The 15,618-nt window shown below is 43.1% G+C and carries 12 protein-coding genes; 6 read left to right on the top strand and 6 right to left on the bottom strand.

Annotated elements, in window-relative coordinates; all coding sequences use genetic code 11:
* The first annotated feature begins 141 nt into the window (after window positions 1-141).
* The 6 genes from JMX94_RS11220 (at window position 142) to JMX94_RS11195 (ending at window position 10,621) form a co-directional block, all read left to right on the top strand.
* Window positions 142-843, top strand: a complete 702-nt coding sequence (locus JMX94_RS11220; RefSeq protein ID WP_201565432.1) for an NAD-dependent epimerase/dehydratase family protein — start codon at window positions 142-144, stop codon at window positions 841-843.
* 93 nt (window positions 844-936) lie between these two features.
* Window positions 937-1,467 (top strand): ribonuclease E activity regulator RraA, encoded by a 531-nt coding sequence (gene rraA, locus JMX94_RS11215; protein ID WP_201565430.1) that lies wholly within the window; start codon window positions 937-939, stop codon window positions 1,465-1,467.
* A 238-nt stretch (window positions 1,468-1,705) separates the two neighbouring features.
* Window positions 1,706-5,476 carry a transcription-repair coupling factor gene (gene mfd, locus JMX94_RS11210; RefSeq protein WP_201565428.1) on the top strand — a complete coding sequence of 1,257 codons (3,771 nt, stop codon included), beginning with the start codon at window positions 1,706-1,708 and terminating at the stop codon, window positions 5,474-5,476.
* Between the two features lie 255 nt (window positions 5,477-5,731).
* On the top strand, window positions 5,732-6,166 hold the full coding sequence (locus JMX94_RS11205; RefSeq protein WP_183620932.1) for an HIT domain-containing protein: 435 nt from the start codon (window positions 5,732-5,734) through the stop codon (window positions 6,164-6,166).
* 339 nt (window positions 6,167-6,505) lie between these two features.
* Window positions 6,506-8,770, top strand: a complete 2,265-nt coding sequence (locus JMX94_RS11200; RefSeq protein ID WP_227673617.1) for a neutral/alkaline non-lysosomal ceramidase N-terminal domain-containing protein — start codon at window positions 6,506-6,508, stop codon at window positions 8,768-8,770.
* Window positions 8,771-9,196: 426 nt separating this feature from the next.
* The gene (locus tag JMX94_RS11195; RefSeq protein ID WP_201565426.1) at window positions 9,197-10,621 is read left to right on the top strand and encodes an adenylate/guanylate cyclase domain-containing protein; all 1,425 of its coding nucleotides are present in this window, start codon (window positions 9,197-9,199) and stop codon (window positions 10,619-10,621) included.
* Between the two features lie 204 nt (window positions 10,622-10,825).
* Here JMX94_RS11195 and fdx read toward each other — a convergent pair whose 3' ends face one another.
* The 6 genes from fdx to JMX94_RS13430 form a co-directional block, all read right to left on the bottom strand.
* Window positions 10,826-11,164, bottom strand: coding sequence for an ISC system 2Fe-2S type ferredoxin (fdx, locus tag JMX94_RS11190; protein ID WP_201565424.1), 339 nt, complete (start codon window positions 11,162-11,164; stop codon window positions 10,826-10,828).
* A 103-nt stretch (window positions 11,165-11,267) separates the two neighbouring features.
* Window positions 11,268-13,145, bottom strand: coding sequence for a Fe-S protein assembly chaperone HscA (gene hscA, locus JMX94_RS11185; protein WP_201565422.1), 1,878 nt, complete (start codon window positions 13,143-13,145; stop codon window positions 11,268-11,270).
* Between the two features lie 291 nt (window positions 13,146-13,436).
* Window positions 13,437-14,030 (bottom strand): Fe-S protein assembly co-chaperone HscB, encoded by a 594-nt coding sequence (hscB, locus tag JMX94_RS11180; protein ID WP_201565420.1) that lies wholly within the window; start codon window positions 14,028-14,030, stop codon window positions 13,437-13,439.
* Window positions 14,031-14,206: 176 nt separating this feature from the next.
* Window positions 14,207-14,527, bottom strand: coding sequence for an iron-sulfur cluster assembly protein IscA (gene iscA / locus JMX94_RS11175; protein WP_149489769.1), 321 nt, complete (start codon window positions 14,525-14,527; stop codon window positions 14,207-14,209).
* 325 nt (window positions 14,528-14,852) lie between these two features.
* Window positions 14,853-15,263: a Fe-S cluster assembly scaffold IscU gene (gene iscU, locus JMX94_RS11170; protein WP_201565418.1), complete on the bottom strand. Its 411-nt coding sequence runs from the start codon at window positions 15,261-15,263 to the stop codon at window positions 14,853-14,855.
* Between the two features lie 230 nt (window positions 15,264-15,493).
* Window positions 15,494-15,618 (bottom strand): hypothetical protein (locus tag JMX94_RS13430; RefSeq protein WP_265088960.1); only part of this gene is annotated, 125 nt, incomplete at its 5' end.

The raw sequence follows: 15,618 nt of genomic DNA, 5'->3' as shown, positions 1-15,618 counted from the left end.
AGCGTCAGTTATCTCTGAATTTAGGTATGATACCTATGATACAAAGGGCAAAGACGTTGGTGAAAAGCGTTGATGATAAGCGTTTACATCTTATCTTTCTTCTTATTATACATATTCCAACATTATATAAATGGATAGGCTATGCAGCGAAAAGCAATTGTGATTGGCGCAACAGGATTGGTCGGGCAGCATCTTGTTAAGCAGCTTAGTGAGCTTTATGACACGTTAATTGTGATTGCACGGCGGCCGCCTCGCTATATCAATGCCAGCATGCGCTTTTATCAGGTCAATGATTTTGATAACTTGGCTGAAATATTTGCCAGCGTTGGCGCGGATAATAAGACAGATGCTTTTAGCTGCCTTGGTACCACCAAAAAGCAAGCGGGTAGTGATGAAGCTTTTCGAAAAATCGACCATGATTATAATGTCAATTTTGCCAAACTCTGCCAAGAAAAAGGCGTTGAAAACTTCTTTTTATTGTCCTCAATGAATGCAGATATCGACAGTCGCTTTTTATACAATCGGGTCAAAGCGGAAACTGAGCAGTCTATTATGGCGCTAGGTTTTAAGCAGCTGGTGATTCTGCGTCCTTCTTTATTGCTGGGCAAACATAAAGGTCGCCCGCTTGAAAGTATTGGTCAAAAAGCCTTTAAACTCATCTCACCTTTGGTCTCAGAGTCATTATCACTGCATCCTATTTCTGCAAAGCGTGTTGCCAGTGCGATGGCAATGAGTGCGCATGATGTCTATCAGCGTAATAAATACCGTAATGAGCCTGCGATTCAAACCACAGATATTATCGAAAATAAGCAGATGCTAGCGATGACTAAAGTTAAAAAATAGCCTAAGCATCAATTAAAAACACTTAAAATTAAAACTCAGTCATAAATGATTTAACATAAATAATTTAATCATACACAACAAGGAGCGTCAGACATGTCAGAATCGACCATGAATAAAGATAACTTTGTGACTTGTGATTTATTGGATGCCAATCCTGAATCACAGGTATGTTTGCCTAATATCGAAGGCAAGTCTTTTTATAGCTTTGGTGGCAAAGACAGATTTTGCGGTGAAATCGTGACGGTGAAATGCTTTGAAGACAATAGCCGCGTAAAATCGTTATTAAACAGCGATGGCAAAGATAAAGACGGTAATGGCAAAGTATTGGTCGTTGACGGCGGTGGTTCGATGCGTTGCGCGTTGCTCGGCGATATGATTGCGCAATCAGCGATTGATAATGGCTGGGCAGGGGTTGTGGTTTATGGCTGCGTGCGTGACGTTGATGATATGGCAGCAATGGACATCGGTGTTATGGCACTCGGCTGTATCCCGCGTAAATCAAATCGCCGCGATGAAGGTCAAACCGATCTTGAAATCAGCTTTGGTGATTTAACACTAAATTCTGGTATGTTTGTTTATGCAGATAATAACGGCATTATCGCTAGCGACAAGCCATTAATTTAAAAACCGCTTATAATTTAAAAACAGCTTAATGCATATAACTCAAAAACCTCAGCTTAACCGTTGAGGTTTTTACATTTACTCATCCTGTGTTTATATACGAATATAAGTTTTATCAACTATTTGGCTATTGGTTTTTTCATAAGAATGCTAAGTGACAAACCGTTACGGCATAAATTTTGGTAATTGCTGAAATATTCGTATAATAGCTTTCTGACTCTTAACGTTGACCCTATTCTTTATGCCTATCACTGCTTTGACTGACGCCTTTGAACCGATTAACCAGCAGTTGTTTCCTATCCAGAATGCCCAGCGCCGTTGGCTGGCACCTGTGCATGGGGCAGTCAGTAGTTTGTGGCTGGCAAGTCTGGTGCAAACATCGCTATGGAATGTTGCCGACCGTTTGAAAGTCGTGGTAACGCGTGACCAAAACCAGCTTAATCAGATAGAGACAGAGTTGGCATTTTGCGGCGTTGATGCTTATGTGTTCCCTGATTGGGAGACATTGACCTATGATGAGCTGTCACCGCATCAAGATATCGTCAGCGAACGTATCAATCTATTAACCGATATGCCAACGTCAGGCGTGCTGCTCATCTCGGTACAGGCGTTGATGCATCGGGTCGCACCGCCAAGCTGGCTGATAGGGCAGCATTTTGATTTGAGTGTCGGTGATAGATTTGATATCAATACCCAACGTGGCTTATTGGCAAAGGCCGGTTACCGTGCGGTTGAGAACGTCTTTGAGCCGGGCGAATTTGCCGTACGCGGTAGCATCATTGATATCTTTGCCATGGGTCAGCCGTTTCCGCTACGTCTAGATTTGTTTGACGATGAAATTGAAACCATTCGCTTCTTTAATCCGCAGACCCAGCGCACATTGACTGTTGATGACCTCAAAACGATGATGAGCGGCAACGATAGCAGTATGGGCAAAGAGTCGCTGTCACTACTGCATAAACTGCCAGATATCTCAAAGCCTATTGAGCAATTCCAGATATTACCAGCAAAAGAGTTTCCGCTTGATGAAGGGCGCGAGACGTTTCGCACCAACTTTGCTGCTATGTTCCCTAATACCAGCAGCCGCAAGTTTGAACTACATAAAGATGTCATGGCGGGTATCGCCAGTAGCGGATTAGAATATTATCAGCCACTATTTTTTGACTTAAAAGATTGGGAAGCTGAGAGTAGCTTATTTGCTTACCTACCAAGTGATGCACTATTTATCACAGATGAGCTAATTAACGAAAAACAAGCAGATTATTGGTCACAGATTCAGCGCCGTTATGAAGAACGTCGTCATGATATTGATAAACCCATCGTCGCGCCTGAATTATTGTATTTATTATCAAATACTTTAAACGAGCACCTCAATCATTATCCACGGGTGATACTCAGTGCGCGTAATGAATTGGCTACCATGACCGATGTTGCTGCGATTGATAGCGATGCTTCGTTATTAGATGCTTCATTGTTAGCAGACAAATCATTGCTGGAAGTTGAAGAGCAGCCAGATTCTCAGCCACAACTGCCGCTTGTGTCAAATAAGCAGCAGGGCTTGGTGACGTTAAGTGCGCAAGAGCCACCGCAATTATCAGTCAATCATCAAAAAGCTGAGCCACTGACTGAACTGCTAGAATTTTTAGCGCTGCAAGCGCAAACAGCAACACCTGTATTGATTGTCGCTGAAACAGCGGGTCGCCGTGAGATTCTCATCGAGCTATTCAAAGGCAAAATCGATATCAAAGCTTATGACAGCTTTGAGGCGTTTTTAGCCGCCGATAAAACTACTGGTCTTAATGCTAAAAAGCTGCCACAGGTTGGACTCACGGTTGCACCCATTGAACGCGGCGTCTATGTGCCCGAGCGTTTGGTATTAATTAGTGAGACACAGTTATTTGGTCGGCAAGTGCTGCAAACGCGCCGCCGTCGTCAAAGCGGTGTGTCAGAAGAGTTTTTGGTTAAAAGTGTCACCGAGATAACCGAAGGTAGCCCAGTGGTGCATATCGAGCATGGTATCGGACGTTATCACGGACTGATTACGCTAGATGTCGGCGATGGTGAACAAGAATTTATTCATTTGAAATATGCCGATGATGCCAGTATCTATGTACCGGTTGCCAATTTACAAATGATTAACCGTTATAGCGGCGGTGATCCTGCGCTTGCGCCATTGCATAAAATCGGTAGCGGCAAATGGGATAAAGCCAAGCAAAAAGCCCTCGAGCAAATCCACGATGTAGCGGCTGAGCTACTTAATATGCAAGCACGGCGTGAAGCCAAAGTCGGTATTCATTTTAAAATAGATCCATCACAGTACGAGCTGTTTGCCAGTCAATTTGCTTTTGAAGAAACGCCCGATCAAGCCAATGCTATCCATGCGGTGATGGAAGACATGAGGCAAAACCAACCAATGGATCGCCTTATCTGCGGTGATGTAGGTTTTGGTAAGACTGAGGTGGCCATGCGCGCGGCGTTTATCGCGGTCAGCGCCGGTTATCAAGTGGCAGTATTGGTGCCGACAACCTTGCTAGCCGGCCAGCATGAAGACAATTTCCGCGACCGTTTTGCTGATTGGCCAGTGCGTATCGAAACGCTATCGCGCTTCGGCGGCAAAAAGCATCAAGAAACAGTTTTAACAGACCTCGCAGCAGGCAAGGTTGATATCGTTATCGGTACGCATAAACTATTACAGCCTGATGTGAAATTCTCTAATTTAGGCTTGATGATTGTCGATGAAGAGCATCGCTTTGGCGTGCGTCATAAAGAGCGTATCAAGGCGATTCAGACCGATGTGGATAGTATGTCGATGACTGCGACGCCCATCCCTAGAACGCTCAATATGGCGCTCTCAGGTATGCGTGATATGTCGATTATTGCCACGCCACCGGCACGTCGTTTGGCTATTAAAACCTTTGTCATGCAAAAAACAGAAGCCCTAATGAAAGAGGCTATCTTGCGTGAGCTACTGCGTGGCGGGCAAGTTTATTTATTGCATAATGATGTGGCGAGTATTGAACGTATGGCAGAGACCATACGTGAGCTGGTTCCTGAGGCGCGAGTAGGGGTTGCTCATGGACAAATGCAAGAGCGCCAACTTGAACAAGTCATGCAGCAGTTTTATCATAAAAAGTTCAACGTGCTAGTCTGTTCGACCATTATCGAAACCGGTATTGATGTACCCAATGCCAATACGATTATCATTGAGCGCGCCGATAAGTTTGGCTTGGCGCAATTGCATCAGCTGCGAGGTCGCGTCGGCCGTAGTCATCACCAGGCTTATTGTTATCTGCTAGTGCCTTCTATCAAAGGTCTTAAAGGCGATGCTAAGCGCCGCTTACATGCGATTGAGCGCGCTAATACACTGGGCGCAGGCTTTATGCTGGCAAGTGAGGATTTAGAGATTCGCGGTGCTGGCGAGATACTTGGTAAGCAGCAAAGTGGTAATATGCAGGCGATTGGCTTTAGCTTATATATGGATATGCTAGAGCGAGCGACAAAAGCGATTAAAGCTGGTAAAGAGCCTGATTTAAGCACACCTTTATCGTTAACTAGTGAGATTAACCTGCATAGCTCGGCGTTGATACCAGAAGATTATTTACACGATGTGCATCAGCGCTTATTATTTTATAAACGCATCAGTAATGCCGATGATAAAGAGGCATTGACCGATATCCGTACCGAAATGATTGACCGTTTTGGCGTATTACCCGATCAAACCAAGCAGTTATTCGCCATTCACGGACTGCGTATACAAGCTGAGCCGCTAAAGATTAATAAGATTGATGCCAATAATAATAGCATGACGTTAGAATTTGCACCTGATACGCCGGTCGATGCCTTAGCGATTATTAAGTTGATTCAGAGCAATGGGCAGCGCTATCGTATGAATGGTGCCTCTGGCATTCGTTATCAGGATGCCGATAAACTGGCAACACCGCAGCAGCGCGTCAGCGCAATTCAAGAGCTGTTACGCTATTTTAATGAGCATATGGTGGCAGAGTCAGCTTAGCTTCATTGAATTATATTTTTAAACTGAACAGATTCGCTAAATAATTTAAATAAGGTCAATGTTGCATCCTAAGACAATCAGTCATGGCGCTATTTTATCGGTTGGATAACTGATAAAATAGCAACACCCTATATTTAGCCTACTATTTTTTATAGCACAATTTTTTTTAAGCGTATTGTTTTTTAGTAAATTAAATTCTGCTTTTCTAGATTTCCATTCCTTTTATTTAAGCGTCATAACAAGAGAACCGTCATTATGTTCCAACTTCATCATAAACTTGCTGCTGATAGTTTTTTAGTGGGTGATTTCCCATTATCGACCTGTCGTTTAATCAATGATTGTCAGTTTCCTTGGTTGATATTGGTGCCGCGTGTATCAGGTATCAAAGAGTTATACGAGCTATCTGAGGCTGACCAAGCGCAGTTTTTGCGTGAATCGAGCTGGTTATCAAGCCAACTGGCCAAGACCTTCCAAGCCGATAAAATGAATGTGGCAGCACTCGGCAATCAAGTACCGCAGTTACATTTCCATCATATCGTTCGCTATCAAAACGACATGCAGTGGCCGAATCCAGTATGGGGCGTGCCAGCCATCCCTTATACCAAAGAAGTATTGGCGCAGATGCAGCAGACATTAATGATGGCGCTACGTGGTCATCATCAAATGCCGTTTGATTGGCAAATGCAGTAAAACTTGAGCAGTAAAATTTAAAATGAACTATTTATGATTTTGCATTTAAATGTTCTGTTCCAAACGATTTTTATCTAAATACATTTATTTAAACAAACTGTAAAGCCAGATTTAATGATGGTTTAAGTGGTTTTAACCATAAAGTGTTTTACATTTGTCTGTTATTCATTATATTAGAGAGTGGGTTGGTTAAATGGATATAGCCAACTTATCTACTCGCAGCCATTTTTTGCGTATTAGTCAGTATGCTTGATTTAACGCATTGAAAACGCTTCGAGGTACTTAATCTTAGATTGGAAGCTTTCAGTCTAAGATTTCACTCTATGTTAAGGATAACAGATGGCTACTTCCTCTATTGCACCTCCATTATTACGACCTTCTATGTTACTCATCTCTATTTGTACCGTCGCTCTCGGTTTAACTGCCTGTGAGACAGATTCAACTGAAGCTGTGTCAGTACAGGCTGACTCAATACAGTCTGCATCCGTGCAGTCCGATTCAGTCCCGTCTGATTCAGGGCAAACCATTACCGAAAATATAACCTCCTCATCAGACAGCTCTGTTACGTTAAATCGTAGCGCTTCTGCGATGTCTATGAGAGCAATGCCGACAAGTCAGTATCTCGTTGGTAGTGGTAAGGCAGATATCACCGGTGCGGCTGCTGAAACCGGCATGTTTGGTTATGCTTCTGGGCAGGTGGTGCAAGGTATTAATGACCGCTTATATTCTCATGCCTTTATTATAGGAGAGGATACGAATAGTCAAAATCAAGGTAAACGTATCGTTTATGTCTCAGCAGATATGGGCGCGATGTTTACCGCGGTAAAGCTTGAGGTCATCAAGCGCTTAAAAGCGGATTATGGCGAATTATATAATGATGATAATGTCATGCTTACTGCTACTCACACCCACGTCGGCAATGCTGGCTACTCGCATCAACAGTTATATCAAATTGCCAGTACCGACGACACCCTCTCAGGCTATAGCAGCCAAAACTTCAATGCTATTGTCAATGGGATTGTTACCTCGATTAAGCGTGCTCACGATACCTTGGCTCCCGGGACGCTATCTTTGGCGCAAGGCGAGCTAAAAGGTGCAACACTTAATCGCTCAGAGTTTGCCTATAACAATAATGCCGATGCAAAAGACTTTGATAGTAATGTTAATGAAACCATGACTCAGCTGCGTCTAGATGCTGCCGACGGCACGCCAGTGGGGCTGATTAATTGGTTTGCACTGCATCCGACCAGCTTTAGTAATCAGTTTATGCATCTCAGCGCTGATAATAAAGGCTTTGCCCAGCGCGGCGCTGAAAAGATTTTTGGTGGAAGCTCAGATAAGCCATTTGTTGCCGCTTTTGCCAATGCTGATGAAGGTGATGTATTAGCCGCAGGTGGTAATGCCAACTCAAAACCTGGCTATCAAGGCAGTGATAATGAGTGGGAAAACGTCAGGCGTGATGGACAACTGCAGCTTGATAAGGCGGTTGAGCTTTGGAATCAAGGTGTGCCGGTTGCTGGTCCAGTAGACGTACGCGCGCGCTGGGTTGATTTAAAGGGCTACCAAGTCGATGGTAAATTTACCAATGGCGCAGGCAATAAAGTCTTATGTATGCCAGCCCGCGGTTACTCGTTTGCTGCTGGCGGCGAAAATGGCCCATCGAACATACCGGGGATGTATGAGGGCATGACGCGAGAAAACTTCCGCATTAATGATGATATTAATAAAGTAGACCAATCTTTCCTAGGAAGTTTGACGCGCGGCGCCTTTGGTATTGTTTCAACCGTCAGCCAAGATGACTGTCAGGCTGAAAAACAAGTGTTATTACCGACTGGCAGTTGGGGCTGGATTAATACTGAGCAACCCGTTCAGCTCATGCGTATCGGTAATATCGCCATCGTTGCTATTCCTGGTGAGCCGACGACCATGGTCGGGCGACGGATGCGCGCTGCCGTGCTGGCGCAGCTAAAGGATTCAGGCGTAGATACCGTTATCATTAATGGCTTGGCCAATAACTATAGCGGCTATTTGAGCACGCGTGAAGAGTTTGCCACCCAGCATTACGAAGGGGCTTCTACTGAATATGGCCCTTATCAAACAGCTGCTTATATACAAGAATACACCCAACTGGCCGAAGCGCTACGGGATGGTAAAGAGGTTTATGACAGTGCCACACCGCCTGATCGCTCAGCTAAGTCGTTCAATGAGCGTCCGGGTGTGGTATTTGATGATAAGCCTTTAAAACAAGCTTGGGGACAAACCCTCACTCAGCCTAAAGCCAGTTATCAAAAAGGTCAGGTTGCCACAGCAGTATTCCGCGGTGCTCATCCTAAAAACAATCTACGGACCGAAGACAGTTTCTTAAAGGTACAGCGTTTTGAGAATGGCCAGTGGGTCGATTATCTGAGTGATAGCGATTTTGATACCACCTATACTTGGCAGCGTGAAGGGGCAGCATATAGCAAAGCTATTATCGATTGGCGAATCAGTAATGATACTCCAGCGGGTACGTATCGATTGACCCATCAAGGCGACTGGAAAAGTGGCTGGACACGTAAAATAAAGCCGTATTCAGGCGTTTCTAATAGCTTTATCGTTCAGTAATAACTTTTATTATGTTTTTATAAATTCACTTTCCACTTAATCTTTATATATAGAGAAGCCAGATAGTAGTTATCTGGCTTTTTGGTCTTTATTTCTTGCTATGTATTCTTGTGTCTTTTAAGAATGTTCATTTAAATCAGAGCTACTAAGCTTTGGATTTAAAGAGCTTTTTAGGCAAATGAGCGATAAGTGGTATACTTTTTCCTACCAGTGACCTAGGTGCTATGGGAATAAGGCAGTATAATGTATAGATTTACTATCTACTTATATTATCAGTGGTTTATAAAGATGAGCGTTAGTGATCAATCTTTTATCACGAAATAGGGGCTGCCTAATAAGGGCTACCTAAAACCTCAATGATAATATGAGCGTTATTTTAATGTTCATTAAGATTTCTGATGGTTTTTCTTTAGGCGAATAGTGACCATGGCATTTTTAGAAACCTCAAGCGCAAAGATTCCGCTACAGGATGGTAATAGCAATGCCTATCGCTTTGACTATCCGGAAATCTACGTTTTAATACTGACGGTTATATTACTCGCTGTACATTTTAATTTTAGTCCGACTTCAATGGCGCTGGTGGTCATCGTTTGTCTGCCGAGCTTGATGCTTTTAATTTATAACTATCGTCGCCAAACCAGTTTTTGGACCTCGAACATTGTCATTATCTTATTATCGGCGGTCATCGGCTCGATACAGTTTTGCCCCATTATCTCGCTCAGCTTATCGGCGCTCATCGGCTTGCGAGTTATTCTTAGCAGTCCGGAAAACCATCTAAAACTCATAGCGGTTTCTGTAGTCACGGTCATCGTTTTTTATTATGTGAGTGTCACGTTAAGTAGCGCCCAGATAGATTGCCACGAAGGCTTGATTACCCCCGTTATCTTATTGGCCAGTATGCTTGTGCTATTGTGCCATTTTCGCCACGTTTATCATGACTATATAAACTATGAAGCACGAGCGCAGCAAGCGGTTGGGCGTCTCAATACCATGGTTTCTGTGATTAATAAGTTAACACGCTTTGTGCCGCTGCAAGTTTGGGAGCCAATTGTAAAATCTGACAGTCCCGTTAACGTCGATAATAAACGTGCCAAGCTGACGATTATGTTTTCAGATATTGTTGGCTTTACCGAACTGTCTGAGAGTTTGAGCGCAGACAATTTGGCTGATATCTTAAATACCTATATGCACTGTATGACGTTAATTGCCAATAAGCATGGCGCGGTATTGGATAAGTTTATTGGCGATGGTATGGTGTGTTTTTTTGGCGAACCAAACAGCCGCGGACCGCGTCAAGATGCACTAGACTGCGTGGCAATGGCCATAGATATGCGCCGTGAGATGCGCACCTTGCGGCAAAAATGGCGTTTGTTGGGCTTTGAGGGTTTGTATATTCGTATCGGTATTACCACGGGCTACTGTCATGTTGGTAACTTTGGTAGTAATAGTCGCCTAAGCTATACCCTCATTGGGAAAGAAGCCAACCTAGCGTCAAGGCTTGAGGCGGTCGCTGGCAAAGGAGAGATATTTATCAGCGACAGTACCTATGATTATATCTCGCATGATTACGACTGCGAATATGCTGGTGCTTTTCAGCTCAAAGGTTTTGATAAAAAAATAAATGCTTGGCAAGTACTTGATCCTGATGAGAATAAAGGTCAGTTATCAAAGTGGGTTGACCACACCTTACCAGGTTTTAATTTGCATCTGAATTTTAGAGACATGCAAGACAATGATTATCAGGATATCAGAAATCGCTTAAATTTGGCGCTGGCGCGTATTGAAAAAGAAGAGCAGACGATAGCGCTTGAGATGTTAGAGGCAAGTAAGCAAGAAAACAATCGTCATTAATAAGCGCAGAATGAAACCGATTTGAGTGATTTGTAGGAAATGAATGTTTATAGCATGACAGTTAAATTTGCACGCAGGATTACTAGAAGTAAAAATAAAAAAAGCCAGTTATGATAAATAACTGGCTTTTTTAGTCTACTGTCAGCGTGTTTTCAACTAAATGAGCTTGGATAATCAAGCTAAGTCATAAAACACTACAAGTATTTAATGGTTTTCTTTGGCATGGTTTAGCGTGTACTTAGGTATCTCGATGGTTAAATCTTCATCATCAAGCATGACCTGACACGATAAGCGCGAATCAGGTTCCAAACCCCAAGCGCGGTCTAGTAAGTCGGCTTCGATATCGTCCATCTCATCTAAGCTATTAAAACCTTTACGGACCACCACATGACAAGTCGTACAAGCTTTTGACATCTCGCAAGCATGCTCAATCTTGATGCCTTTTTCTAGCAGCGCTTTACATAAGTTGCTGCCTGCTTCTAGTTCGACTTCGGTACCTTCAGGGCAAATTTCATGATGGGGTAATATAGTAATTTTTGGCATAAGTTATTTGTCCGCTGCTAATCAATTAAAAAAATAAAAAAGGGTCAGCCTAGTTCAACTGCTAGGTAAGTTTCTTAGGCGTATATATTATTAATGGTATCTGCTACCAATCTTGGGCACTGGTGCCTGCCATACTGGCTTTAACACTTTGATTCATAATGCGGGCAGCAAAGGCATCACTGTGTGGCTTTAACTTGGCTTGTTTGGCTTCGATAATGGCTAAATCATTAGTGTTAAGCGCGCTTTGCAGGTCTTGCATGGTTTGTACCAATGACTGCTGCTCTTCAGCTGACATTAATGCTGCAAACTCGTTAAGCGCCGATTGTAGTGCCAATAATTCACGTTCAGCTTCTACTTTGGTCTCAATTAAAGAGCGCGCATTTTTATCTTCTTCAGCGTACTTAAAGCCAGCAATCAATAGCTGCTCTTTTTGCTCATCAGATAGACCATAAGATGGCACAATCTCGATTTTACTTTCAGTCTTAGTAGTGGTTTCTTGCGCACTGACGGTTAGCTGTCCATTGGCATCAATACTAAAGGTCACCTCAATACGTGCAAAGCCTGCTTTCATCGGTGGAATGCCGTATAGCTCAAAGCGTCCAAGTGAGCGGCAGTTATCGACCGTCTCACGCTCGCCTTGTACCACATGGATGACCATGCCGGTTTGACCATCTTGATAAGTGGTAAACACTTGGCGTTTTTTAACCGGAATAGGGGTGTTACGCGGAATCAGTACTTCAACCAACCCGCCCATGGTCTCTAGACCAAGCGATAAAGGTGTCACATCAAGCAATAACAAGCCATTGTCACTATCGCCATTGACCAATTGATGCGCAGTTTGTGCCGCACCTAAAGCGACGACTTCATCTGGATTCAAGCGGCAAAGCGGCTCTTTAGCAAAAAAGTCTGCAACCACTTGCTGGACTGCAGGCATACGCGTAGAACCACCGACTAAAATCACTTCATCTAAATCAGCGGCAGATAACTTGGCATCACGCAGTACTTGCTCGCAGACGCTCAACGTACGGCGACTGACAGGCTCTGCAATCGTTATCAAATCTTTGCGACTTAAGACGCCTTGATAAGATTGCTCATTGACCACAATGTCGATATCGACTTGTTCAGCATCCGTCAATGCTTGCTTATAGCGCTTAGCTTGTTGCGCAAGTATTGATTTGTCATGCAAGCTTACGTCTTTGGGGTCGATATTTAATTGCTTAATCAGCCAATTGGTCATTAAGCGGTCAATATCATCACCGCCAAGCGCACTATTGCCGCCTGTGGCCAATACTTCAAATACGCCATCGCTTAGCTTTAAAATAGACACATCAAAAGTACCACCACCCAAATCATAGATTAAGTAGTAGTTTTCAGTATCGTCATCGGTAGGTTGGTCGAGACCGTAAGCGACTGCCGCAGCGGTAGGCTCATTTAATAGGCGTAATACATTGATACCTGCCGCTTGCGCCGCATCTTTAGTGGCTTGACGCTGTGCTTCATCGAAATAGGCTGGCACAGTAATCACCGCACCTTGTATGCTCTCATCGGGCAAGGCACTTGCGGCACGTTGCTCTAGCGCTGCTAAAATACGTGCTGAAACCTCAACAGGAGATACTTCCCCTTGCGCCGTCACAAACGCTGGCATCGCATCTTTGCTGCCACTTAACTCATAAGGATGGGAGAATTTAATATCTGCTTGGCTACGACCCATAAAGCGCTTAGCCGAGATAATCGTATTTTTTGGATCATCTGCTAAGTGGGCAAGGGCATCATAGCCAACCACTGGATTACCTGTGCTTGGATAGTAGACCACAGACGGTAACAAGGTATCTGTCGTTGTCGCTGCTTGCAAAACTTGCGCCTTGCCTGAGCGTACCACAGCGACCAGTGAGCGCGTGGTACCAAGATCGATTCCTAGACCAAAACGATGCTGGTGAGGTTGGGCACTTTGATTGGGTTCGGCAATTTGCAATAAAGACATAAGAAAACTCAAAGATAAAATGAATAAGTGAAATGGAACAAAGGCAATATACGGGCGACTATCATTTAACCGCTGTACTATTAACTGCTATTAATAATCTAATTGCTATTAATAATCAAAAATAGTTAAACGTAGGCGTTTAAAAACATACGGACTTAGAAAGCCATGGTAAAAAGGTTAGTTAAAGGGTAGTTAATATCTGCAATTATACGGGATAGCAGCAGTCATTTTAACCATACCCTCATATAAACTTGTCACTCGTAAAGTTAAACAGTGCTACTTAGCATGAGGTTAAACGTATAAGTCATCATCGTCTAAATGCTCAGCAGACGCGACTTCATCAAGTCCTGTGGTCACATCGGCATCTAACTTGACTAAGAATTTTAACTTTTGTGTGGCGTCAATCGCCGTTTGCCAGTCTTGGTTTTGGTAAGCAGTGTTAAAGCGCTCTGACTGTTTGGCTAAACGCTCAGTAATCTGCGGGTGTAGCTGCTGCAATGCGGTTAGCTCTTTATCTTCAATCGCCTCATCTAAGTCAATACGCATTTGCATGGCATCTTCTAAGAAGTCTAAATCGGCAATAGAATGCTCCAAATTTTGGGCTTGACCTGCGATATCTAACAAATAGCTGGCACGACTATCGGGCACACTTAGCGTTTGATAAGCTTGGTTAATAAGCGCTGATGCCTGCTCTGATTGTTGCTTAGCTTGCGCGCTATCTGCCGCATTTTTATCATTTGCTACCGATAAGTTATCTGGATGATAGCGTTTTTGTAGCAGACGCAGCTGCTGATCGAGATGCTCTTGATTGACCGCAAATTGTACAGGTTGTTCAAATAGGGCAAAGAAGTTATCAAACTGTGCTTCTGAGGTGATGTCTGTCATATCGTCTGCCTTCATTTCTATTTATTATTGTGAGGACTTTACTGTTTTTATGGTCGTTTCAATAGTCGTTTCGAGGGCTGTTTTAATAGCTGTTTTAAATAGTGATTTCTAATGAATCAGTATTTAAGCGCTAATCGCTTGAGTGTCAATCGTTTAGCGCACTCTCGTTTAGGTCTTTAAACCGTAAACGATTCACCGCAGCCACATTCACCTTTTTGATTAGGGTTGGTGAATTTAAAGCCTTCGTTAAGACCTTCTTTTTCATAATCCATCAATAAGCCATCTAAATAGACCAAACTTTTAGGGTCAATAAAGATATTAACGCCAAGGCTTTCATAACGGGTGTCATTTTCGTCAGGTGTGTCAACAAACTCTAAGACATAAGCCAAGCCTGAGCAACCCGCTGTGCGGATACCCACTCGAATGCCTTCACCTTTACCGCGATTGTCCAAAAAATCTCGAACATGCTGAGCGGCGCGTTCTGTCATTTCAATCATGCCAACTCCCATTGACTCTCAAAATCGATAATAATAATTCACGCAAAATGCTTATTTTGTATCAACCATGATATGAAAAACATGATCCGAATAAAGCCTTGCGAGTAATACATTGCCAATAAAGCGTTAAAAAATAAATAAAAGGTGACAATTACATGAGCGTTATTGTCACCTTATTAGCGTTAGTAGCTTCTAACGTTACTGCTCATGGCTTTTACTAAAATACTGCTATTAAAGTATTGCTGCTAAAGCACTGCTACTAAAATATGGCTACTAAAATATGGCTACTAACGCTCATTACATTAATGAGCGCATACGCTCTAAATTAGCTGGTTGCTTCTTCAGTTACCGCAGCAGTGCTATGTTTGCCTTTATAGTCGCTAATCGCGGCTTTAATGGCGTCTTCTGCAAGTACAGAGCAATGCACTTTTACTGGTGGCAATGCCAATTCTTCAGCAATGTCCATATTTTTAATCTCGCCAGCTTGATCCAAGCTTTTGCCTTTTAGCCACTCGGTGACGAGTGAGCTTGACGCAATTGCTGAACCGCAGCCATAGGTTTTAAAGCGTGCATCTTCGATGATACCGTTATCATCGACTTGGATTTGTAGACGCATCACATCGCCACATGCTGGCGCACCAACCATACCTGTACCAACGTTTTTGGCATTTTTGTCAAGATTGCCGACGTTGCGTGGGTTTTCGTAATGATCAATAACTTGGTCACTATAGGCCATGGGATTTTCTCCTAGTTAGATGATGAGTAAGCATTTAGACGATGAAACTGAATTAGTCACTTACTAACGCTAAATGGTTGTCTACTCATCGATAATTGGGGTCAAACATGTCGTTCATAAAACTGTATTTATAAAAACTGAATGTATGACTATCTAATTAATGGTTCAGCTAATGGTTATATTTGATAACCATTAGACGTTTTAACTATTAAAAGTTTTACTGGTAAATATTAATGCTCAGACCATTCTACCGAGTCTAAATCAACGCCTTCTTGATACATATCCCAAAGTGGTGATAGGGCGCGTAGCTTATCAACCTCTTCATGCATTTGCTTGATAACTGTATCAATGTCTT

It is taken from the genome of Psychrobacter sp. CMS30, from assembly GCF_904846565.1.
Lineage (GTDB): Bacteria > Pseudomonadota > Gammaproteobacteria > Pseudomonadales > Moraxellaceae > Psychrobacter > Psychrobacter maritimus.
Note: the sequence above shows the minus strand (reverse complement) of the source record. Positions and strands in the feature narration are given on the sequence as shown.